A 21,921-nucleotide genomic window follows, 5' to 3' on the forward strand; every position below is an offset into this window, starting at 1 on the left:
CGGGACGTTGGGTCTCAGCCTCAGGCGGGCTGGTGATCGGATGAGACTTCGTGCGTCTCAGCGTCTTTTTGGTCGCGCGATCCGTGGCCGTGCTGGGCATGATGCACCGCTTCGTCGGCACAACTGCCATATTCGACTTCGACCGTCGCATGCTCGATCGAAAAGCGCTGTTTCAGTTCGGCCTTGATCGCGCGGGTGATATCGGGTCCGTCCGCCTGCTCGTCGATACAGGCATGCAGCGTCGCCATGGGACGCTCGGGCGTCAGCGACCAGATGTGGATGTGATGGACGTCTTTCAGGCCATCGACCGACGAAACAAGGACGGTCTTCAGCGTCTTCACATCGATGTCCTGTGGCGTGCCTTCGAGCAGCACATGGCCGGCATCGCGCACCAACCTGTAGGCCGAGACAAGGATGATGATCGAGACAAGCACAGAAAGAATCGGATCGATCGGTGTCCACCCTGTCCAGATGATGACACCAGCGGCAAGGATCGCGGCGATTGAACCCAAAAGGTCCCCGAGCACGTGCAGGACGGCGCCCCGGATATTCAGATTGGCGCGATCAGCACCATGAAGGATCGTGAAGACGAGGATATTCACCACGAGCCCAGCGACCGCGATGACCATCATCATGCCGCCCAGCACCTCGGTCGGGCTCATTAGCCGGTGGATGGCCTCATAGGTGATGAAGCCGGCTATGACGAAGAGGGTCAGCCCGTTCACGAACGCGACGAGCACCTCGAACCGGTCGTAACCATAGGTTCGCTCTTGGTCGCTCGGCTTGCGCGACAAGCGGAAGGCAAACCAGCCGAGCGCCAGCGCCGCAAAATCGGTCAGCATGTGACCGGCATCGGCGAGCAGAGCGAGAGAGCCAGAAATCAGCCCACCGACGACCTCCGCCAGCATGAAGCCGCCTGTCAGGACGGCTGCGATGGCAATCCGCCGCTCGTTGGCGCCATGAGAATGGCCTTTGAAGCCATGCGAATGGCTATGGCCCGCGTGATCGTATTCTGTATGGGTCATTGCGCGAACCCAATCTCGATTTCCTGCTTGGTGGGCTTGTTCCCGTCCCATATCGAAGGTTCACCATGGACAGCGGCGCAGACCTCGCGCCCGGCAAACAAACGACCGCGAAGCTTTTCCGCCAGGCCCTCCACCTTCATGGCGCGCACGATCTTGCCGATTTCGCCCATGGCACGAACTTTTCGCTCATCCGAAGCTCTTGCGCGGATCGAAGGCGTCGCGCACTGCCTCACCGATGAAGACCAGCAAGGATAACATCAGGCTGATCACGATGAAGCCGGAGAAGCCGAGCCACGGGGCCTGAAGGTTGTTCTTACCCTGAGCGAGGAGCTCGCCGAGCGAGGGCGAGCCGGGCGGCAGGCCGAAGCCAAGGAAATCGAGCGAGGTGAGCGTCGTGATCGAGCCGTTCAGGATGAAGGGCAAGAAGGTGAGCGTCGCCACCATCGCGTTCGGCAACAGGTGCCGCCACATGATGGTCAGATCGCCGACGCCGAGCGCCCGCGCCGCGCTGACATACTCGAAATTGCGCGCCCTGAGGAACTCGGCGCGCACCACGCCTACGAAAGCGACCCACGAGAAGAGCAGCATGATGCCGAGCAGGATCCAGAAGCCGGGCGGAAGGATCGCCGCGATGATGAGCAGGAGATAGAGAACCGGGATCGACGACCAGATCTCGATGAAGCGCTGGAAGATCAGGTCCGTCCAGCCGCCAAAATAGCCCTGAATCGCGCCAGCCGCGACGCCGATGACGGCGGAAGCCGCAGTCAAGATCAGCCCGAACAGAACGGAGATGCGAAAGCCGTAGATCAGCCGTGCGACGACGTCCCGGCCCTGATCGTCGGTGCCGAGCCAGTTCATGTTGCCGAATGTACAGTTCTTGTCGCCAACCCCATCCGGATAACGCGCGCAGGCTTCCTCGTCGGTCATGGTCCATGTCGGCGGGGAGGGAGCCGGCGACGGAATCTCGTTGTTGACGGTCTGATAGGAGTATCGGATCGGCGGCCAGATCGCCCAGCCGTTGGCGTCGATCTCATCCTGCACGAAGGGATCGCGATAGTTCGTCACCGGCAGGAAGCCGCCAAACACCTCTTCGGGATAGTCGACGGCGATCGGATAGTAGAGCTCGTTATTGTAGGAGACGAGCAGCGGCTTGTCGTTGGCGATCAGTTCGGCAAAGCCGGTGACGACGAACAGGATGAGAAAAATCCAGAGCGACCAGAACCCTCGCCGGTTGCTCCTGAAGTTCTGCCAGCGTCGCTTGTTGAGCGGAGAGAGCTTCGGCCGCTTCACCTGCTGGGATTCCGGCGCCATCTGCGCGATACCGCTGGTCTCTTCGCGCGCGATCGCCGCCGCCCGTTCGTCGGCATGCTCCTCTTTGTGAGATGGATCGCTCTTCAGTCGGTTTTTGAGGGCGTCGTCCATCGCTCAGACCTCCCGGCTCTCGAAGTCGATGCGGGGATCGATCCAGGTATAGGTGAGATCGGAGATCAGCGTCGTCACGAGGCCGATCAGCGAGAAGATGTAGAGGGTCCCGAACACCACAGGATAGTCGCGCTGATAGATCGACTGGAAGCCGAGATAGCCAAGCCCATCGAGCGAAAAGATGGTCTCGATCAGTAGAGAGCCCGAGAAGAAGGCCGCGATGAACGCGCCCGGGAAGCCCGCGACGATGATCAACATCGCATTGCGGAAGACGTGCCCGTAGAGCACGCGCCGCTCGGTCAGCCCCTTGGCCCGCGCGGTGGTCACGTACTGCTTGCGGATCTCGTCGAGGAACGAATTCTTGGTCAGCAGCGTCGTCGTCGCGAAAGCGGAGAGGGCGAGAGCGATCAGCGGCAACGTCAGATGCCAGAAATAGTCGGGCACCACTCGGGTCACGCAACTCGGCAGGTCGAAGACCGGTGACCAGGGCGCACACCATCGTCCGTCGATGCCGTCTGAAAGCAGTCCGCGCAACGGGAACCAGTCGAAGAACGAGCCGCCGGCAAAGAGCACGATCAAAAGCACGGCGAAGAGAAAACCTGGAATCGCATAGGCCACGATGACGATACCCGACGTCCAGATGTCGAAGGTCGAGCCATCGTGAAGCGCCTTGCGGATGCCGAGCGGGATCGAGATCAGGTAAGAGAGAAGTGTGATCCAGATGCCGAGGGAGATCGAGACCGGCATCTTCTCCAAGATCAGGTCCCAGACCGAGATCGAGCGGAAATAGCTCTCGCCGAAATCGAAGCGGGAATAGTCCCACAGCATCATGCCAAAGCGTTCGAGTGGAGGTCTGTCGAAGCCGAACTGCTCTTCGAGGCGCTGGATAAATTCCGGATCAAGCCCTTGCGCACCGCGATAGCTGGAGCTCTCGCTGCCCTGTCCACCACCGCCGAAATCGCCGCCGCCGCCACCGGATACCCGATCGGTCGCACTGCCGGCATCGCCTTGAAGCGTCGCGATGACCTGCTCGACCGGCCCGCCTGGCGCGAACTGTATGACGATGAAGGAGATCGCCATGATGCCGACCAGCGTCGGCACCATCAGGAGCAGTCGGCGGAGTATATAGGCGCCCATTCGGGGGGTCGGTCTCCTGAAACTGGTTATTGTGGCCGCTGGATCCCCGTCAGCCGGGCTGTCTTTAGCTGTTCAACCTATCTAACAGCCTCGTTCGCGCGGGCAAAACCGGTATCGCCGCAGCGAACAGCCTCGCGCAAGAGGCGAAGTGGGCTGTCCTCTGCTCAAGCCTTCACGACTTGGTTTCGTCGATCCACCAGAGCCGCTCGACCGGCCAACCATAATCCGGTTTCGGGGTGTCGAAACCGAAGATGTCCCAATAGGCCGCGCGATGAGCGTTCGAGTGGATGTTGGGGATCCAGTCGAGACGGGCCCGCAATACTCTGTCGAGCGCCCGCATCGCGGTCACGAGGTCTTCGCGGCCGTTCACTTCGCCGACATTCTCGATCAGCCTGTCCACCGCAGCGCTTGCCATGCCCGGATAGTTCGAAGACCCTTGACGGTCGGCTGTCTCGCTGCCGAAAAGCGAACGAAGGCCGTTGGTCGTCGGTGTCGGCGAAATGCCGGCCGCATGGCCGATCATGTCGAAGTCGAAGCGGTTGGTCCGATCGGTATACTGCGCCGCATCGACCACGCGCACCGAGGCATCGATGCCGATTGCCTGACAGGTCTGAACGAACTTGCCGTAGACTCTGGCGAAGCCCGGATCGTCGACGAGATATTCGAGCTGGAAGGGCTGTCCGTTCTTGTCGCGCACCCGCCCGCCTTGGCGCTCGTAACCGGCTTCCTGAAGAAGGTCGAGCGCCTCGCGCAGCCGGTCGCGGTCGCGACCGGACCCGTCCGAGACGGGCTGCGTCCAGACTTCGCCGAAGACTTCCTCAGGGATCTCGCCGCGCAGTGGTTCGAGAAGCGCAAGTTCAGCTTCGGACGGCGCGCCTTCGGCCATGAACTCGGAGTTTTCGAAGCAGGATTGCGAATGGTCGTAAAGACCGTAGAACATGTTGGCGTTCGTCCACTCGAAATCAAAGCATAGATTGATTGCGCGCCGAACCCGAACGTCCGCAAACCGCTCGCGGCGCTGATTCAGCGCCCAGCACTGGAATCGGGGAAAAAGTTCGGCCGGAAACTCTCGCTTGACGACTTCACCGGACTGGATTGCCGGGAAGTTGTACTCAGTCGCCCAGCTCTTCGAGGTGAACTCCTCACGAAACTTGACGAGCCCCTTTTTGAAGGCCTCCAGAGCCGTCTGCCGCTCGCGGAAGAAATCGATCCGCAGAGTCTGGAAATGGTCGAGTCCTTTCGCGAAGCCCTGTTCCTCGCCCCAGTAGTCTTCCCGCTTCTCGTACTCGATGAAACGACCGAACTCGTACCGGCCGACAGTATAACGTCCTGAACCGGGAATGATCTCGTCCGTCGGCTCGTCTAGCGAACGGCCCTCGAAGAAGGTCCTGGGCAGGATCGGCAGAGACAGGACGCCGATGGCATCCTGATAGCTCTGGTTTGCGTCGAAGGTGATCTGCGCCGTCCGCTCGTCCACGACCTCTGCTGATTTGAAGTCGCGGAGCGCGATCTGGATCGAAGGATGGCCGAATTCTGCCAGCGTCTCGTAGGAAAAGACCACGTCTTCCGGCGTGACCGCATCGCCGGTCGAGAACTTCGCTTCCGGCCGCAGCATGAAGTCGAACTGGAGGCGATCCTCCGAGACCGTCACCGTTTCGGCAAGTGCGCCGTAGATGGCGTCCGGCTCGTCGAGGCTGCTCGTCATCAAGCCTTCGTAGAGAAAAGTCATGCGCGGCGGCGCATTACCCTTGAGCACGAAGGTGTTGAGCGTATCGAAGGTCAGAGCGGACTGGTTGAAGGCCCAGTTCGGCGGCGAGAAGGCAAAGGTCCCGCCTTCTGGCGCATCCGGGTTTGCATAATCGAAATGATCGAACCCTTCGGCGTATTTCAATTCGCCGAAGGCCGACAGGCCGTGCAGTGGAACGCCTGTCTCGACATTCGCGAGCGCCTCACGCAACGGCAGACCCAAGCTTGCCGCCGACCCGAATGCCAGTTGCCCGAACCGGCGTCGCGTCAGATACGTCGATGCGCTCGCCATCAGTTCGCCGTCGCGCCTTCCGCCGAACCGGCATTCGCCGCCTGCTTCTCCGCCGCCGATTTCGTCCACCAGGAGAAGGGGTCGATCCCTGCGTAGTCCGGCCCGTCTTCCGGAATGCCGAACTTGTCCCAGTAGGCAAGCCAAATCTCGGCCTTGTTCCACTGCGGAATGACGTAATACTCCCAAAGCATGACGCGATCCATCGCGCGCACCGCGGCAACAAGATCCTCACGGTTCTCGGCATAGACAATGTCGTTGATCAACGCATCGACGGCTTCGTTCTTGATGCCTGCATAGTTGCGGCTTCCCGGCGAGTCTGCGGCCTGGGCCGAGAAATAGTCGCGCTGCTCGTTGCCGGGCGAGAGCGACTGGGGATAATAGCGCATGCCGACCATTTCGAAGTCGAAATTGCGCATCCGCTCGACATATTGGTTGGAGTCGACGATGCGGATGGTCGCATCGATGCCGAGCCGGCGTAAGTCGCGGGCATAGGGCTCCAGAGTGCGGCTGTCGCGTGGATCGCTGCCCAGCATCTCGATCGAAACCTGTTGACCTGTCTCACCATCGATCAACCGGTTGCCCTGAAGCTCGTATCCGGCCTCCTGGAATAGGCTCAACGCCTCTCGGAGATAGGTCCGCGCGTCCGTTTCGGAATAATCGGGGAGAATGAATTCCTCGGTGAAGACCTCCTCCGGAATGTCGCCGCGCAGGGGTTCCAGGAACTTCAGCTCGCGCTCGCTCGGCAGGCCGGTTGCCGCGAGTTCGCTGTTGTCGAAATAGCTGTCCTGGCGCTGATAGAGGCCATAGAACAGTGTCCGGTTCATTTCCTGAAAATTGTAGATCAGGGTCAGCGCTTTGCGAACGCGACGATCCTGGAACTTCTCAAGCCGATTGTTAAGCACATAGGCCTGCATCGAAGAAACGCTGCCGTCGAGGATCGTCGCCTTGGTGACATTCCCATTTTCGGCGGCCGGGAAGTTGTAGCCCTCGGCCCAGCGCTGGGAGGAGTTCTCGATCCGGTAGTCTTCGAGCCCACCCTTCTTGAACGCTTCCCAGGCAGCGTTCTGATCGCGGAAATAGGTGTAGTCGATCCGGTCGAAATTGTACCGGCCGACCCGGGTCGGCTTGTCCCATCCCCAATAGTCCGGGACGCGCTCCCAGTCGACGGACTGGCCGATCTGGTAGCCTCCGATCCGGTAGGGCCCCGAGCCTAGGGGCGGTTCGGTGGTCGGCTGGGTGATGTCGCGCTGGTTGCCATTTTCGTCAGCGCTCTCCCAGTAATGCTTCGGAAGCACCGTCAGATCGCCGACAATCTGAGGCAGTTCACGGTTTCCGGTTTCGTCGAAGGTGAAGGTCACCTCACGCTCGCCCGTCACCTCGGCATTCTCGATATTGCGGTAATAGGCGTTCCACTGAGGATGAAGTTCCTTCAGTGTCTCGAAGCTCCAGATCACGTCGTCGGTGGTGATCGGCGTGCCGTCATGCCATTTTGCATCAGGATCGAGCCGGTAGGTCACCGACGAATAATCCGGCGGATAGCGCATCGCTTCGGCAATCATCGCGTGGGACGTCGAGGCCTCGTCAGGCGACTGCTCGAAGAGCGTATCGTAGAGAAAACCGCCGCCGAAGTTCGGTAGGCCGGCCGCCGAAGTGCCTCGCACGATGAAGGGGTTGAAGCTGTCGTAGAAGCCGATTGCGATCTCGTTCAGTGTGCCGCCTACCGGCGCATCCGGATTGACGTAATCGTAGTGCTCGAAGTCGTCCGAATACTTATATTCGCCGATCAGTGAGACTGTGGTGCGCCATTCTCCCGCTCCTTCGTCCGCAATTGCGGAAGCGTCCTCCGAACTGGCGCTTTCGCCGCCCGCCGAACCGTCTCCATTTGATGGTGGTGCCTGTTCCGTATTCGCTTCACGATCGTGCGCCGTGTCGTTGGCGGACTCGCCGTTGACCGTCGGACTGTCTGCATCCTGCGCATGGGCCGATGGCATCAAAGCAAGAGCGAGGACCGAGACTGCGGAAAGAAGCAAAGTTCGGGAAAAATGACGAGACGGGTGCGTCAGGAGCAATTCAAGAACCCTCAACTGAATGCGGATGGCAGATAGCATCGGCGTTGTTAGAACACTTTATGCCCTCGATGCGGCAGGAATGTCACGTGACGAAACGGTCATGTCACTGTTCGCACAGCGCCGCTCGTAAAAAGACCACAAACAAAAAACCCCGGCGCCACGGCCGGGGTCTCGTAGGTCTGCCTATTAGGCGCTGAGGCGGATCAGTTGCCGCTTTGCGAGCCATCCTCGCCGAAGCTGGCGAGATAAGCGATGACGTTGTTCAGATCGTCTTCGTTCTTGAGGCCGGCAAATGCCATCTTCGTGCCCTGAACCGTTCCGCGGGGATCACTAAGCCAACCCTTCATCAGTTCGGCCGTCCATTCCTCTTTGTCTGCGGCCCAGTCCTGATAATTCGATGAGAAGCTATAGCCCTCGACGGCGCCGGGCTTATCGCCCATCACGCCATTCAATTCGGGGCCGATGCCGTTGGATGCGCCTTCGCCCACCTTGTGGCAGGCCTGACAGCGACGGAAGACGCTCTCGCCGGCTGCCGGATCGCCTGCGACCTCGACCACTTCGCCGCCAGATGCGCCTTCCGAAGGGGCCGCGCCAGCCGCTTCCTCGCTGTCAGCGTCCGAAGAGGCTGCCTCTTCGCCGGACGCTGCATCCTCGCCACCACCGGCGTTCGTCTCGGCTTCTTCGCCAGCGCTCTCATCCGCGCCTGAGGCGGCATCGTTCGCGGTCGCATTCTGATCATCGCCGGCGCTCGGTTCTGAGGCAGTCTCTTCCTCACTCGCCGCCGCTTCCCCGTTCTCCGATCCGTAGGTGCTCTCTTGAACTTCGTTCGCCCGAGTCTCCGGCTGCGTCTCATCGCTCATGACGGGCGCTTGATCCTGGCCGGGCATCGATGAGCCGGTATCGGGATCGGTCGTGCCCGGTGCCTGCGTATTGGTGTCCGTATCGGAGGGGCTCGTCTGGGTTGCGGCTCCAGCCGCTTCGACCTCTTCGCCCTCTTCGCCGGTTTCGGCCTCTGCGACTTCCTCGCCCTCAGCAGCTTCGCCCTCGGCCATCTCACCTTCGGCAGGGGGCTCCGGCAGCGGTGCCGGCTCGCTGGCCAGCGAGCGGAGATACGCGATCAGGTCGGCTCGGTCCGCCGGATCGCGAATTCCCTGATAACCCATCGCCGTGCCTTCGATGTAAGCCGATGGGTTTTCAAGAAAGCCGTCGAGGTGTTCGTAATCCCAGTTGACGGATCCGCCTTCGGAGAACCCGCTCATGGCTTGGGAGTACGTAAAGCCCTCATGTGACGCGATTGGACGGTTTACGACATTCCACAGCCCAGGCCCAATTCCGTTTGCACCGTCGTCGCTGACGGAGTGGCATGCCTGACAGGCTCGGAAACGTCCCTCGCCATCCTCTGCACTGGCTTCCTGCATGCGAACAGCGATCGGAGCGATTGTCGCCTCTTCACCACCTGATTCGCCGCCTTCGTCCCCTTCGGCGACTATGATTTCGTAGCCCGGGGTCTCGGGCGCCTCCGAATGGAAGATGCCTTCCGCGATAAGGCTTCCGCCGAACATCAGGAAGATTGTGCCGAGCACGGCGCCGGCGATCTTATTGAACTGCCACGAATCCATTGGCGGGACGATCCCTCCTCAGTCTGCCGGTCGTCTCCGGCAAAGCCCACGAAATTTTCGCGGAACCTATGGGTTTTGCTAACTCCAGGCAACAGCGCTATGTGGCGCTGCAGCCCGGACCTTTTGTCACCACGCTTCGGTTTCATCAAGCTTGGAAGCGTTCGACTTTTGCACTTGTTGGGTATTTTTCTAGCGTCTCACCGATCATGACCACACTCGTTCTCATACCCGCCCGCATCGGCTCGACCCGGCTGACGCGAAAGGCACTCGCGAACATCGCCGGGAAACCGATGATCGTGCATGTGGCAACGCGCGCCGAGGCGGCCGATATAGGCCGCGTCGCTGTCGCGACGGACGACGTCGAGATCGAAAACGCCGTTCGCGCCGCCGGTTTCGAGGCTGTCATGACCAGCCCAGATCATCCGTCCGGATCGGATCGCATCCACGAAGCGCTGCGCTCGCTCGATCCGAGGGGTGATGTCGAAACGATCGTCAACCTGCAGGGTGACCTCCCGACGATCGAGCCGGAGACTGTGAAGGTTGTCGTCGCGCCCTTCGAGGATCCAAGCTGCGACATCGCGACGATCGGCGTCGAGATCACGAACGAGCGCGAGAAGGTCGATCCGAACGTCGTGAAGGTCGTTGGGACACCGATCCTCCAGAACCGGCTGCGCGCACTTTACTTCACGCGCGCAACTGCACCCTGGGGCGAGGGACCACTCTACCATCATGTCGGGATCTACGCCTATCGTCGATCGAGCCTGGAGCGCTTCGTTGCACTCGGCGCCTCGACTTTGGAGCGCCGCGAGAAGCTCGAACAACTGCGCGCTCTAGAAGCCGGAATGCGGATCGACGTGGAGATCGCGCAGACCGTGCCGCTCGGGGTCGACACAGAAGAGCATCTCCAAACGGCGCGCGCCCTATTGGAAGGCAGAACATGACTGACACCAAACCGCCCATCGCCTTCCAAGGCGAGCCCGGCGCCAATTCCGACATGGCATGCCGAAGCGTCTATGGTGACGCGATGATCCCGCTTCCCTGTCCGTCCTTCGACGACGCCTTTGCCGCGGTGCGGAACGGCGAGGCCAAGCTCGCCATGATTCCCATCGAGAACACGCTCGCCGGACGCGTTGCCGACATCCACCTTCTGATGCCGGATTCGGAGCTGCAGATCGTCGGCGAATACTTCATGCCGATCCATTTTCAATTGATGGCTCTGCCGGGCGTCGCGCGCGAGGAAATCACGGAGGTCAAGAGCCACATCCACGCACTCGGCCAGTGCCGCAAATACCTGCGGCGCAACGGCTGGAGGCCGCTGGTCGCCGGCGACACCGCAGGGGCGGCGCGCGAGGTCTCGGAGTCGGGCAATCGGCATCAGGCTGCGCTCGCGCCAATCCTGGCGGCGGAGTATTACGGCCTCGACATCATCGAGAAGAACGTCGAGGACGAGGCGAGCAACGTCACCCGCTTCGTCATCCTCGCCAATCCTGCGAACCAGGGCTTCGCTGACATCGAAGAAAGCCGCCTCGGCCTTTGGGCGCCGCGCGACGCAACGCTCGACGCTGGCGGGCGCAACTATATCAGCCGCAACGTGGTCACCACCTTCGTCTTCCGCGTGAAGAACATCCCGGCCGCGCTCTACAAGGCGCTCGGCGGCTTTGCGACGAACGGCATCAACATGACGAAGTTGGAGTCCTACCAGCTTGGCGGCACCTTCTCGGCGACGCTCTTCTATGCCGACGTGGAAGGCCACCCGCACGATCCCGCTCTTGCGCGGGCGCTGGAGGAACTGCGTTTCTTCACAGCCGAATACCGCAATCTCGGCGTCTATCCGGCCGCGAAGGGACGCGAGTCTCTCGTCGCGAACGGCGGGTAGGGCGCGTTGCGTTCTACGCAGTTTCGTCCACGAACGTCCGAACCAGGTGATGAGCGATGGCAAGCGGCGGCGGGACAACGAGGCCGTCGGGGTGGCGACCCTCGAGCATTCGGGCGACTTCATCCCGTTCGAACCAGCGGCAGGCCTCGAGTTCGTTCGAGTCGTATCGGATGTTCCGGGTGACGGCCTTGGCCGTGAAGCCGAGCATGAGATTGCCCGAAAAGGGCCAAGGCTGGCTGAAACGATAGCGCACCTCGCCCACCTCGATTCCCGCTTCCTCCAACGTTTCCCGTCGCACGGCTGACTCGAGCGTTTCTCCAGCCTCGACGAAGCCTGCTAAGCAGGACCATGAGTTCGCTGGAAAATGCGGCTGTCGCCCGAGGATGCAGCGCCCGGCATCATCGTGGATCAGCATGATCGAGACCGGATTGACCCGCGGGAAGACCACCGTCTCGCATGCCAGGCATTGCCGGTTCGCACCAGCGCCACGGCTTTCCGTCTTGCCGCCGCACCTCGCACAGAATTGGTTGTCCCGATGCCAGAGCAGGAGATGCTGCGCCTGCGCAAGGCGACCCTCTGTTTCGGCCGGTAACACGCGCTGAGCTGCGAGCGAGCGCAGGTCGATCCGCTTGATGCCGTTTGGAAGGAGAGACGCGTCGGATACGGGAACGGCGATCACGGGACTATTCGCGTCGTCATATCCGAGGAGGACGGCGTCGGGATGCAACAGATCGGCATGAAGCGACGCTTCGGCGCTAGAAAAGACGGGATCAGGGGTTCCGCCATCGACATCGGCAAGAAAACCCGAGGGCGAATGCAGGTGAAAGCTTGCTGCCGGGTGAGAGCGTGCCGCCTCCAGTTCGCGCGGCTTTCGCTCTTCCATCCGGCGGTCGAGGGTGTTGCCAGTAAATCCGATCTCGGTCTTGATGGATCCCGATCGTTCGTCTCGATGCCGGCTCATGCGGGGAGAATGGCTTTCACGATATCGGAGATGAAGGCGTCCGCTACCTTGCGCTCGTAGGGAACACGGTCACCATGGCCCCAAACGGGTCCCGGCCAATTCGTATCGCCTTCGGAGCGTGCGACTATGTGAGAATGAAACTGCGGAACGACGTTTCCGAGATTGCCAATATTAAGTTTGGTGCAACCGGTCAGCTTCTTGAACGGCTCAGCCACCAGTCCGTGCTCGAAGCTGAGCATGGTCTGATCCAAATTCGTCATGTCGAAGAATTCGACGACATCGGGGCGTCTCGGAATGAGAAGTAGCCAAGGCCAGCGGCTGTCGTCCATCAGCCTCAGTTCGCAAAGCCCCAGTTTCTTTATCGGAAAGCTGTCTGCTTTCAGCCGAGGATGAAGTTCGAATCGATTTTTCATCGCCATGTCCTCGCCGCTAACGCTCCTGCCGATGTTCGACCCGGCTTGCAATTAGGGCACGCATTGGCGATATGGAGACCGGGAGGTTGGTGGTGGACGCGCCACTCGCCAACCGGGTCAGGTCCGGAAGGAAGCAGCCCCAACGAGATCCGGCACGGGTCACCGTGCCAGCCTCCCACCCTCACAAAAAAGTCTTGTTACGCTTTGCGCTCCCGTCTCCCTTGTCTGGCAGACGGTCGCGCTGTGTGGGGATGATCGCAGCGCTCCTGAAGGGTTGCGCGCAGGCCCAAGACGCCGCAAAACGAAGCGGTCTTTCAGGTGCCCCGGCAGGCCCTTCGGAGTTCGAATGCAGAGTGCCCGGCAAACTGTCCCGATTCTTGAAATGGGCCGCGCCCCGACCGCGCAGCCGGTGAGCGCGGTGCGAGCATGAGCGAAACTTCCGGAACGAAGTCTGCTGAAGCCGATGCCGCCTATCGCGTACTCGCGCGGAAATACCGGCCGCATTCCTTCGATGATCTCATCGGCCAGGAGCCGATGGTCCGAACCCTCACCAACGCGTTCGAAACCGGACGCATTGCCCAGGCCTGGATGCTGACCGGCGTTCGCGGTGTGGGCAAGACGACGACGGCCCGCATCCTCGCCCGTGCGCTCAATTACGAGACCGGGGAAATCGATCAGCCGACGATCCACATGGCGGAGCCCGGCATTCACTGTCAGGCGATCATGGAAGGGAGGCATGTCGATGTCGTTGAGATGGACGCCGCCTCCCACACCGGCATCGACGACATTCGCGAGATCATCGCGCAGGTGCGCTATCGCCCGGTCTCGGCGCGCTACAAGGTCTACATCATCGACGAGGTCCACATGCTGTCGACGCAGGCCTTCAACGGCCTGCTTAAGACGCTCGAAGAGCCTCCGGAGCATGTGAAGTTCGTCTTCGCAACGACCGAGATCCGAAAAGTCCCGATCACGGTCCTCTCACGCTGCCAGCGCTTCGATCTCCGCCGTGTCGAATCGGCGACGCTGATCGGACATCTCAAGCAGATAGCGGAAAAGGAAAAGGTCGAGATCGAGGACGATGCTCTGCGGCTGATCGCCCGCGCGGCCGAGGGCTCGGTCCGCGACTCGCTTTCGCTGACCGATCAGGCGATCGCGCACGGGGCAGGCGCCGTCACGGCCGGCGCGGTACGCGACATGCTGGGCCTCGCTGACCGAGTTCGCGTCATTGACCTCTTCGAATACATCATGAAGGGCGACGCCGCTTCTGCGCTTGTGGAATTGCGCGACCAGTACACGGTTGGCGCCGATCCGGCGATTGTCCTCGGCGATCTTGCCGACTTTACCCATCTGGTGACGACCCTTCGCTACGCACCGGAAGCGGCGGAAGATGCCGTCCTCTCGCCGGACGAGGCTGAGCGGGGTCTTGCTTATTCGAAAACACTCTCGATCCGTACGCTAGGCCAAGTCTGGCAGATGCTGTTGAAGGCGCTCGAGGAAACACGCAATGCTGATTCCCCGCGCCAAGCCGCGGAGATGGCGCTGATCCGCATAGCTCACGCCGCCGACCTGCCTTCGCCGGACGATCTCCTCAAACTGCTTAAAGATGGCGGATCGGAGGGCTTGCCCGCTCCAAAGTCGGATCAAGGCGAGGGCACTTCCTTGACGCCAGCAGCCAGTCCGACCAACGAAAGACAGCAAGCCGCACCACCGACTGAGAATCGGCCGGGAAGGCAGCCTCCAGCGCCCCCTACCGGAAACGTTTCTCAGCCGCCGCAGGACGGCAACGCCAGTGCCCACGCTACTGCCTCTCGTCCTGCCCGCACGCCACTCTCTCTCGCAACCAGCGCTGCACCTGAAGTGGTCCCGCAAAGAGTGCTTGCGCAGCAGCCTGTTAAGCCCGCCGTCGAGATCGCCGATCTCGTCGCCCTCGCCGAACTTGCAAAGCACAATCGCGATTCGCGGCTCGAAGCATGGATTCGCCGCTATGTCCGGCTGAAATCCATCGGCCCGCGACGCCTCGAGATCGGCGTCACGGACGAGGCTCCCGAAAGGCTCGCCGGCGAACTCACCCGGAAACTGCATGACTGGACGGGCGCGCGATGGTCGGTCACAGTCACCAGTGGCGTTACTGGCCAGACGCTCGAAGAGACAAAAAAAGAAAAGCGCCTGGCGCTCCTGCGCGATGCCGAGCAGGACCCGGCGGTTGCAGCCGTCCTCAAGGCGTTTCCCGGCGCGCGGATCGCCGATGTTCGCCTGCGCGGCGAGATGGTTGCCGAAGAGGCAGAAGCCGAATTCGCGGCCGGTTTCGACCAGGCGGACGGCGATCTCAGCTCGACCGAATTAGATCCGGGTCTGGACTATGAGGGCGATCGCGACGATATCGGCGAGAACGATTTCGCATCTTCCGAAGACGATCATAGCGAAGACAGGTGATCCCCGATGAAAGACGTGATGAACATCATGAAGCAGGCGAAAGCCATGCAGGAGAAGATGGCCGGTCTTCAAGAGGAGATGGCCGGGATGACAGTCTCCGGCCAGTCCGGCGGCGGGGTCGTCACGGTGACACTGACCGGCAAGGGCGACATGACGGGCCTATCGATCGACCGCTCGCTCCTGAAGGAAGACGAGGGCGACATCGTCGAGGATCTCGTCATCGCAGCGCATGCTGACGCCAAGACCAAGCTCGAAGCGGCGATCCAGGAAAAGACTCAAGCGATGACTGCCGGCCTCGGCCTGCCACCCGGCATGAAGCTACCTTTCTAACTTGTTGTTATACCTGTTGAAACCTTCGACTGTGTTACGAGTCCTGAAGTGATGGCGAAGTCGATCGCCGGGCCTGAGATCGAGCGGCTCATTCAGCTGCTCGCAAAGCTTCCCGGCCTCGGTCCGCGATCCGCGCGCCGGGCCGCCCTCCATCTTGTGAAGAAACGCGAACCGATCCTCAGACCTCTCACCGCCGCCATGGCGGACGCGCTCGAGAAAGTCGGCGAGTGCTCGGTCTGCGGCAATATCGACACCAGCGACCCCTGCACGATCTGTCGCGATCCAGCCCGCGATCAGTCCGTCGTCGTCGTCGTGGAAGATGTCTCCGATCTTTGGGCGCTCGAACGTGCGAAAGCCTTGAACGCTGCCTACCACGTGCTTGGCGGCGTTCTTTCTCCTCTCGAAGGGATCGGCCCGGAGGACCTTACCATTCGCCAGCTCGTCGAGCGCGTCTCAAAGGGCGAGGTGAAGGAACTCGTGATCGCCGTCAACGCAACCGTCGAAGGCCAGACCACGGCTCACTACCTGATGGACCAGCTCGAAGGGCTGGACGTTCGCGCGACCCGCCTCGCCCATGGCGTCCCGGTCGGCGGCGAACTCGACTACCTCGATGAAGGTACGCTATCCGCTGCCATGCGGTCGCGGACGGCGCTTTGACGGGATTCTTAAAACTCATGGAAACGATCGCCCCCGACGAATTTCTCGAGAAGCTTCGCGCCGTCGACAAGACCCGTCGGACAATCGTCGCGATCGCAGGGGCTCCGGGCTCGGGTAAGAGTACTTTCGCCGAGATGCTCGTGGACACCCTCAACCACGAGTCAGCCGGCAGTGCCGCAGTCCTGCCGATGGATGGCTTTCATTTCGACGACATCGTCCTCGAGAAGCGCGGCCATCGTCCCCGCAAGGGAGCGCCTCACACTTTCGACATCGGCGGCCTGCTTTCCGCCTTGGCACGTCTCAAGCGAAACGACGAGCCATTCGTCGCGTCCCCTGTCTTCGACCGTTCGATCGAGATTGCCCGTGCCGGCGCGAGGATTATCGATAAGAGCACGCCGATTGTCGTCGTCGAGGGGAACTATCTGCTGCTCGACGATCCTAAATGGAAACCATTGCGCGAGTTCTTCGACATCGCGGCCTATCTCGACGAGCCGGAGAGCATTCTGGAAGAACGCCTTACGGCGCGCTGGGTCGGGCTTGGGCTTGAGGGCGAGGCATTCCGGGCGAAGATGGAAGACAACGATATGCCGAATGTGCGGCTCGTTCTCGAAAAGGGCCGGGGAGGTGAGGGCACATTCAATATTCGATCGACATCTGCATTTCCAAACAGCTGATTCGCATTGGATTTTTTGGCACCAACGGCCTATCGAAAAACCCGCCAGCCTTCGCGGCTCTGCCGCGCAAGATACTCAGACGTGCTGGCCGCCGTTGATGTGCAGTTCAGACCCCGTGACATAGGACGACTGGTTCGAACACAGGAAATAGATCACGTCGGCAACCTCGGCCGTCTGCCCGAGCCGGCGCAGCGGGATGTCGTCGATCATCTCTTCGGTGCCGGGTGACAGGATCGCGGTTTCGATCTCGCCTGGGGCGATCGCATTGACACGAATGCCGGCGGGGCCGAAATCGGCGGCCATTTCGCGAGTGAGTGAGTTGAGCGCCGCCTTTGACGTCGCATAGGCCGTTCCAGCGAAGGGATGCACCCGGCTGCCGACGATTGAGGTCACGTTGACGATCGAGCCCTTCCCATTCTGGAGTTCCTTGAACAGCCCGCGCGCCAGCATGATCGGCGCGAAGAAGTTCACTTGGAAAACGTCGCGCCAGATGTGCATGGGTGTCTTGAAGGAATCCATGCGCGCGCCGCCCTCTGTCTTCGGCGAGATCGCCGCATTGTTGACGAGGGCGTTCAGCGTATTGCCGTTGGCCGAAAGCCGCTGGCGAATTTCCGACACGGCAAACCCGACGTCCTCTGGATCGGACAGGTCGACACGAATGTGATCCTCTGGTCCCGCCGGCCAGGGACAGTTGTCGGCGAATTCCTGGCGCGAACAGGTGATGACCCGCCAACCCTCGCGGGAAAATCGCTTGACCGTCGCGTGGCCGATCCCCCGTGAAGCGCCAGTGAGGACGAGCGTCTTGCGTTCGTCACGCGTCGTCTCCGACATAGCCGATCTCCTGAAGTGTCTCGGATATCGATACTCGTCCGGCTCGACCGAGGTTCCGCAGCCGTAAGTACACCTCAGCGCACCATGGGGCGATTGGAGGAGCAGCGCATCTTATGGTGACACTGCGTCTGGCCGCCCGTGGCGAGCGTATGTAATGTCGCGGGCCGAAAATACGAAGAATTCGGCATCGTAGGCCGAAGGGCGTATGCAGAATCGAGAGGGACGGAATTCGATGACGATCTTGAAACAGGCGCTGCTCGGCGCCGCGGCGCTGAGCCTGTCCGCCATCGGCGCCTTCGCCCAGAGCGAAGAGGGTACTGCCTGGGAAGAAACGCTGGAGGCGGCGAAGGGTCAGACGGTCTACTTCAATGCCTGGGGCGGTTCCCAAAACATCAACGACTACATCCGCTGGGTCGGCGATCAGGTCGAGGAGCGCTATGACGTTACCCTCGAACACGTGAAGCTAGACGATACAGCTAACGCCGTTGCCCAGGTCGTCGCGGAAAAAGCGGCCGGTCAGGACGAAGACGGCGGCATCGACCTCATCTGGATCAACGGCGAGAACTTCGCTTCCATGAAGGAACAGGATCTCCTTGCCGACGGCTTCGCAACCGACCTGCCGAACTGGTCGCTCGTCGATCAGGAGAATCCGAGCGTCACGACCGATTTCACGGTACCTACGGACGGGCAGGAAAGCCCGTGGGGCGGCGCCAAATTCGTCTTCTTTACCGATCCCGCTCGTTTTGGCGAACTCGATAGCATGCCGGATTCGTCGGCCGAACTGCTCGAATGGGCAAAGGCTAACCCAGGTCGCTTCTCCTACCCCGCACCCCCCGATTTCATGGGCTCGAGCTTCCTGAAGCAGGTTCTGGCCGAGACCATCGAAGATCCGAGCCTGCTCGAGGCGCCGGAGGCCGAGGTAAACTTCGAAGAGGTCTCTCAGCCGCTATGGGCTTATCTCGACGAACTTCAGCCAGCACTTTGGCGCTCAGGCAGGGATTATCCGGAAAACTATCCGGCCATGAAGCAGCTTCTGGCAGACGGCGAACTCGGCATCATCTTCGCCTTCAATCCGGCGGAAGCGTCGAACGCCATTGCCAACAACGAACTACCAGAGACGGTGCGCTCCTTCGTGTTCTCGGGCGGTACGCTCGGCAACACCCACTTCGTTACGATCCCGTACAATTCAGGTTCGAAAGAGGGCGCGAAAGTCGTCGCGAACTTCTTGATGTCCCCGGAAGCGCAAATCCGCAAGGAACGTCCCGAAATTTGGGGTGACCCGACGATCCTGGACGTCGAGAAACTTTCTCCGGAGCAACGAACGGAATTCGAAGAGATCGATCGCGGCGCTGCCACGCTCGGCCCAGATGAGCTCGGCCCGGTCCTCCCCGAACCACACCCGTCCTGGATGACCCGTATCGAAGACCAATGGCTGCAGCGCTACGGGAGTTGAGGCTCTATCCGCCGAAGAGAAGTTTCTTCGAATGTATGATTACCCGCTGGAGCTTGCTTGGACGTCCGTATCTGTCGCCGCTTACCGGGCCGATCTCGGCAAGCATTGAGACGATATCGACGAGGTGGTGGCGGAACATGATGTACCCCCGTTGCTACGATGATTTGTCGTCATCGCAGCTTGTGAATGTATGTTGGTGCAGGAAACGCCGTTACTTCTGAGTGATCCGACGAATCACGCTACCGCGCGTCGACCTGTCAGTTCGAACACGGCAAGCTCTCGGAACAAAATCTCATCCAATTGTGGGGGTCCCGTTCACCCTCGGTAGCTGGAACCACCGCGTCTGGGCCGTCGAATAGAAACGCGATGAACTCGGGCGGGTGAACGCGAACATCGATGACATAGTGGCTATTTATCCGTCGGCACCGAGAAGGCGGAACCGCTGAACGATGGATTCAGCGGTTTCTGTTTTCTGCGGTCCATGAAGAAGCAGCGAATGGCCTTCCGGATTGAGGGCAGGGGCGAAGAACAATCGTTTATTTATATTGCACGCCCAAATGCCTACATCCGCTGAACGAACAAGCGATAGCGCGATGATGGCAGATCGCAGCCTTTCGGGCGCGGTTCGCCTACTCCCGTGGGCCGTCGCAGCCTGTCTAGCCGCGCCCGTCGGCATCGGCATCGCTGGCGTCGTCCTGCCGGCATTCGGCTATTTGCCGGCTCTCGGCGGTACCGAATTCACGCTCGCCCCATTTCGCGATCTTGCGTCACAGCCAGGCCTCGTGGGCTCAAGTGCTCTCTCGCTCGCTACCGGACTTGTCACGACATTAGTCTCCGTCGTCTCGGTGGCGATCTTTCTTGCAGCCTTCGCCGGTACTCGCCCGATGCGGGTTGCGCGGCGTAGCCTGGGTCCTCTTCTCGCAATTCCCCACGCTGCAGCGGCCTTCGGGCTCGTCTTTCTCATCGCGCCCTCAGGCCTGATCGCGCGCTTGCTAGCCCTGCCACTCGGGCTGACGAGCCCGCCGGACCTCCTCATCGTCGGCGATCCGCTGGGCCTGTCCCTGATGGCCGGGCTGATCGCCAAGGAAGTGCCGTTTCTCCTTCTCGTCGCCCTCGCCGCTCTGCCTCAGGCCGATCCCGAACGCCGGACGATCCTTGCTCGCTCGCTCGGTTATGGTCAGATGGCTGCATTCCTGCTGACCGTCTGGCCGGCGATCTATCACCAGATCAGGTTGCCGGTTCTGGCGGTCGTGGCATTCGCTTCGTCCGTCGTCGATGTGGCGCTGATCCTCGGGCCATCGGTTCCGCCGACACTCGCGGTCCGACTGTTGCAATGGATGGGCGACCCCGATCTTTCAACGCGCTTCCTGGCCTCGGCCGGTGCCCTTCTGCAGCTCGCCGTCACAGCCGTCACGCTTCTCGTCTGGCTCGGACTTGAACGCATTGGCTGCCGCCTTCGCGAAAGACTTGCAGCAGGCGGTCATAGATATTCAGGCGATCGGGGGCTTCGCGCAGTCGCCTCGATTCCCATAGTCCTTGCCGGGCTATCCCTTGTTCTTGGGCTCATGATGCTCGGTCTCTGGTCGTTTGCCGGTTTCTGGGGGTTTCCGGATCCGCTGCCGCCCTCCTTTTCGCTGAACAGCTGGCAAAGAGCGCTCCCGCGTGCCGAAGATCCACTTGTCGTCACCGCGCTCGTCGCCGGTTTCTCGGGTGTCATTGCGCTTGTCGCCGTCGTGGTCATGCTCGAAGCGCATCGCCGGGCCGTGCCGCGCCTTGCAGGCGAGCGGCCGGTCCTGCCGTCGCTGATCGCCGGACTTCTCTATCTGCCGCTCATCGTGCCGCAGATTGCCTTCGTTTTCGGGCTGCAGATCCTCGTCGTCGCGTCTGGGATTCAACCTTCGCTCGGTCTTCTCGTCGCAGTCCATCTCATCTTCGTTGCGCCCTATGTCGCGCTTGCGCTGGTCGGCCCTTGGTATGCGCTCGACCCGCGCTACGAGGTCGTCGCCACCAGCCTCGGCCACGGCATATTCAGTGCGCTTTTCCGGGTCCGTATGCCGCTACTCCTCGCACCCATCCTTACATCATTCGCCATCGGCTTCGCCGTTTCCGTCGGCCAGTACCTCCCGACAGTCCTCATCGGCGCCGGGCGGCTGACGACGATCACCACCGAGGCCGTTGCACTTGCTTCGGGCGGCAATCGCCGCATCATCGGGGTCTATGCGCTTCTCCAGACGATCATCCCGGCGCTCGTCTTTCTCCTCGCTAGCCTGATGCCGGGCCTGGTCTTTCGTGGCCGACGCGGCATGGAGGCCGCATGAGCGTTCGCGCCGTGAATGAGAGAGGGTTAAGGCTGGAGCATGTCGCGATCCATCTCGGCGGTCGCACGCTGCTCGACATCGATCGCCTCATCCAACCTGGCGAGGTCCTCACCGTCATGGGCCCGTCCGGCTCCGGCAAATCGTCCCTCTTTGCCTATATCGCCGGGTTCCTCGATCCGGCGTTCAACGCCAACGGACATATTTATCTCGACGGCGAACCGATCGACGACAAGCGGCCGGAGAAGCGATCGGTTGGTCTCCTCTTCCAGGACGCGCTGCTCTATCCGCACATGTCGGTTGGGACGAACCTTCTCTTCGCCTTGCCGGGCGGTCTGACCGGTCGCACGAAGCGGGTGAAGAGAGCGTTGGAAATGCTGTCCCGCGTCGGGCTCGACGGCCTCTTCGACCGCGACCCAGCGACGCTGTCCGGCGGTCAAGCTGCCCGCGTCGCACTCGCCCGTACGCTACTAGCCGAACCGAAGGCACTGCTGCTCGACGAACCGTTCTCTCGGCTCGACGCGCCGCTCAGGAAGTCCATGCGTCAGCTCGTTTTCGGTCTCGTCCGCGAGCGCCAGATTCCGGCGCTCCTTGTCACCCATGACCGTGAGGACGCCGAAGCGGCCGGAGGCCCGCTGGTCGAGATCGCCCCGGCCAGGAGCTAGCAC

General features: G+C 61.3%; 19 protein-coding genes and 1 other RNA gene. 10 read left to right on the forward strand and 10 right to left on the reverse strand.

The window, feature by feature from the left end; translation table 11 throughout:
* Positions 1–20: 20 nt before the first annotated feature.
* The 7 genes from FP2506_RS04790 to FP2506_RS18655 all read right to left on the reverse strand — a co-directional run bounded on the left by FP2506_RS04790 (position 21) and on the right by FP2506_RS18655 (position 9,310).
* Positions 21–1,025 carry a cation diffusion facilitator family transporter gene (locus tag FP2506_RS04790; RefSeq protein ID WP_007066274.1) on the reverse strand — a complete coding sequence of 335 codons (1,005 nt, stop codon included), beginning with the start codon at positions 1,023–1,025 and terminating at the stop codon, positions 21–23.
* Positions 1,022–1,195, reverse strand: a complete 174-nt coding sequence (locus FP2506_RS18920) for a hypothetical protein (RefSeq protein ID WP_007066275.1) — start codon at positions 1,193–1,195, stop codon at positions 1,022–1,024. The genes FP2506_RS04790 and FP2506_RS18920 overlap by 4 nt, the downstream gene beginning before the upstream one ends.
* Before the next feature lie 16 nt (positions 1,196–1,211).
* Complete coding sequence (locus FP2506_RS04795) at positions 1,212–2,336, reverse strand: ABC transporter permease (protein WP_040489412.1); 1,125 nt, start codon at positions 2,334–2,336, stop codon at positions 1,212–1,214.
* 114 nt (positions 2,337–2,450) lie between these two features.
* Positions 2,451–3,584: a microcin C ABC transporter permease YejB gene (locus FP2506_RS04800; RefSeq protein ID WP_007066277.1), complete on the reverse strand. Its 1,134-nt coding sequence runs from the start codon at positions 3,582–3,584 to the stop codon at positions 2,451–2,453.
* Between the two features lie 172 nt (positions 3,585–3,756).
* Positions 3,757–5,622, reverse strand: a complete 1,866-nt coding sequence (locus FP2506_RS04805) for an extracellular solute-binding protein (protein ID WP_040489413.1) — start codon at positions 5,620–5,622, stop codon at positions 3,757–3,759.
* Complete coding sequence (locus FP2506_RS04810; RefSeq protein WP_148227468.1) at positions 5,622–7,613, reverse strand: extracellular solute-binding protein; 1,992 nt, start codon at positions 7,611–7,613, stop codon at positions 5,622–5,624. Before FP2506_RS04810 ends, FP2506_RS04805 begins: the two co-directional genes overlap by 1 nt.
* A 281-nt stretch (positions 7,614–7,894) precedes the next feature.
* Positions 7,895–9,310, reverse strand: coding sequence for a c-type cytochrome (locus tag FP2506_RS18655; protein ID WP_007066280.1), 1,416 nt, complete (start codon positions 9,308–9,310; stop codon positions 7,895–7,897).
* A 206-nt stretch (positions 9,311–9,516) separates the two neighbouring features.
* Here FP2506_RS18655 and FP2506_RS04820 point away from each other — a divergent pair, with 206 nt between their 5' ends.
* Both FP2506_RS04820 and FP2506_RS04825 read left to right on the forward strand, forming a co-directional pair.
* Complete coding sequence (locus FP2506_RS04820) at positions 9,517–10,251, forward strand: 3-deoxy-manno-octulosonate cytidylyltransferase (RefSeq protein WP_007066281.1); 735 nt, start codon at positions 9,517–9,519, stop codon at positions 10,249–10,251.
* Positions 10,248–11,186, forward strand: a complete 939-nt coding sequence (locus FP2506_RS04825; RefSeq protein ID WP_007066282.1) for a prephenate dehydratase — start codon at positions 10,248–10,250, stop codon at positions 11,184–11,186. The genes FP2506_RS04820 and FP2506_RS04825 overlap by 4 nt, the downstream gene beginning before the upstream one ends.
* Before the next feature lie 13 nt (positions 11,187–11,199).
* On the opposite strand, the gene nudC is transcribed toward FP2506_RS04825, so the two are convergent.
* Positions 11,200–12,147, reverse strand: coding sequence for an NAD(+) diphosphatase (nudC, locus tag FP2506_RS04830; RefSeq protein WP_007066283.1), 948 nt, complete (start codon positions 12,145–12,147; stop codon positions 11,200–11,202).
* Positions 12,144–12,566 carry an HIT domain-containing protein gene (locus tag FP2506_RS04835; protein WP_007066284.1) on the reverse strand — a complete coding sequence of 141 codons (423 nt, stop codon included), beginning with the start codon at positions 12,564–12,566 and terminating at the stop codon, positions 12,144–12,146. Before FP2506_RS04835 ends, nudC begins: the two co-directional genes overlap by 4 nt.
* 75 nt (positions 12,567–12,641) lie before the next feature.
* On the opposite strand from FP2506_RS04835, the gene ffs reads away from it, so the two are divergent.
* From ffs to FP2506_RS04855, 5 genes are all read left to right on the forward strand, one after another.
* Positions 12,642–12,739: signal recognition particle sRNA small type (ffs, locus tag FP2506_RS18310), an RNA gene on the forward strand.
* A gap of 247 nt (positions 12,740–12,986) precedes the next feature.
* Positions 12,987–14,993, forward strand: a complete 2,007-nt coding sequence (locus tag FP2506_RS04840) for a DNA polymerase III subunit gamma/tau (protein WP_007066285.1) — start codon at positions 12,987–12,989, stop codon at positions 14,991–14,993.
* 6 nt (positions 14,994–14,999) lie between these two features.
* A complete protein-coding gene (locus FP2506_RS04845) occupies positions 15,000–15,323 on the forward strand; it encodes a YbaB/EbfC family nucleoid-associated protein (RefSeq protein ID WP_007066286.1) in 324 nt (107 codons plus the stop codon).
* 51 nt (positions 15,324–15,374) lie between these two features.
* Positions 15,375–15,980, forward strand: coding sequence for a recombination mediator RecR (gene recR, locus FP2506_RS04850; RefSeq protein ID WP_007066287.1), 606 nt, complete (start codon positions 15,375–15,377; stop codon positions 15,978–15,980).
* Positions 15,981–15,997: 17 nt separating this feature from the next.
* Positions 15,998–16,654, forward strand: coding sequence for a nucleoside/nucleotide kinase family protein (locus FP2506_RS04855; RefSeq protein ID WP_007066288.1), 657 nt, complete (start codon positions 15,998–16,000; stop codon positions 16,652–16,654).
* Positions 16,655–16,729: 75 nt separating this feature from the next.
* Here the strand turns inward: FP2506_RS04855 and FP2506_RS04860 are convergent, their stop codons facing one another.
* Positions 16,730–17,485, reverse strand: coding sequence for an SDR family NAD(P)-dependent oxidoreductase (locus FP2506_RS04860; protein ID WP_007066289.1), 756 nt, complete (start codon positions 17,483–17,485; stop codon positions 16,730–16,732).
* 238 nt (positions 17,486–17,723) lie between these two features.
* Here FP2506_RS04860 and FP2506_RS04865 point away from each other — a divergent pair, with 238 nt between their 5' ends.
* The 3 genes from FP2506_RS04865 (at position 17,724) to FP2506_RS04875 (ending at position 21,918) form a co-directional block, all read left to right on the forward strand.
* Complete coding sequence (locus FP2506_RS04865; RefSeq protein WP_040489416.1) at positions 17,724–18,938, forward strand: ABC transporter substrate-binding protein; 1,215 nt, start codon at positions 17,724–17,726, stop codon at positions 18,936–18,938.
* 593 nt (positions 18,939–19,531) lie between these two features.
* Positions 19,532–21,256: an ABC transporter permease gene (locus FP2506_RS04870; protein ID WP_007066293.1), complete on the forward strand. Its 1,725-nt coding sequence runs from the start codon at positions 19,532–19,534 to the stop codon at positions 21,254–21,256.
* Positions 21,253–21,918 carry an ATP-binding cassette domain-containing protein gene (locus tag FP2506_RS04875; RefSeq protein ID WP_007066294.1) on the forward strand — a complete coding sequence of 222 codons (666 nt, stop codon included), beginning with the start codon at positions 21,253–21,255 and terminating at the stop codon, positions 21,916–21,918. The genes FP2506_RS04870 and FP2506_RS04875 overlap by 4 nt, the downstream gene beginning before the upstream one ends.
* Positions 21,919–21,921: the final 3 nt, after the last annotated feature.

The organism is Fulvimarina pelagi HTCC2506, from assembly GCF_000153705.1.
Classification (GTDB): Bacteria; Pseudomonadota; Alphaproteobacteria; order Rhizobiales; family Rhizobiaceae; genus Fulvimarina; species Fulvimarina pelagi.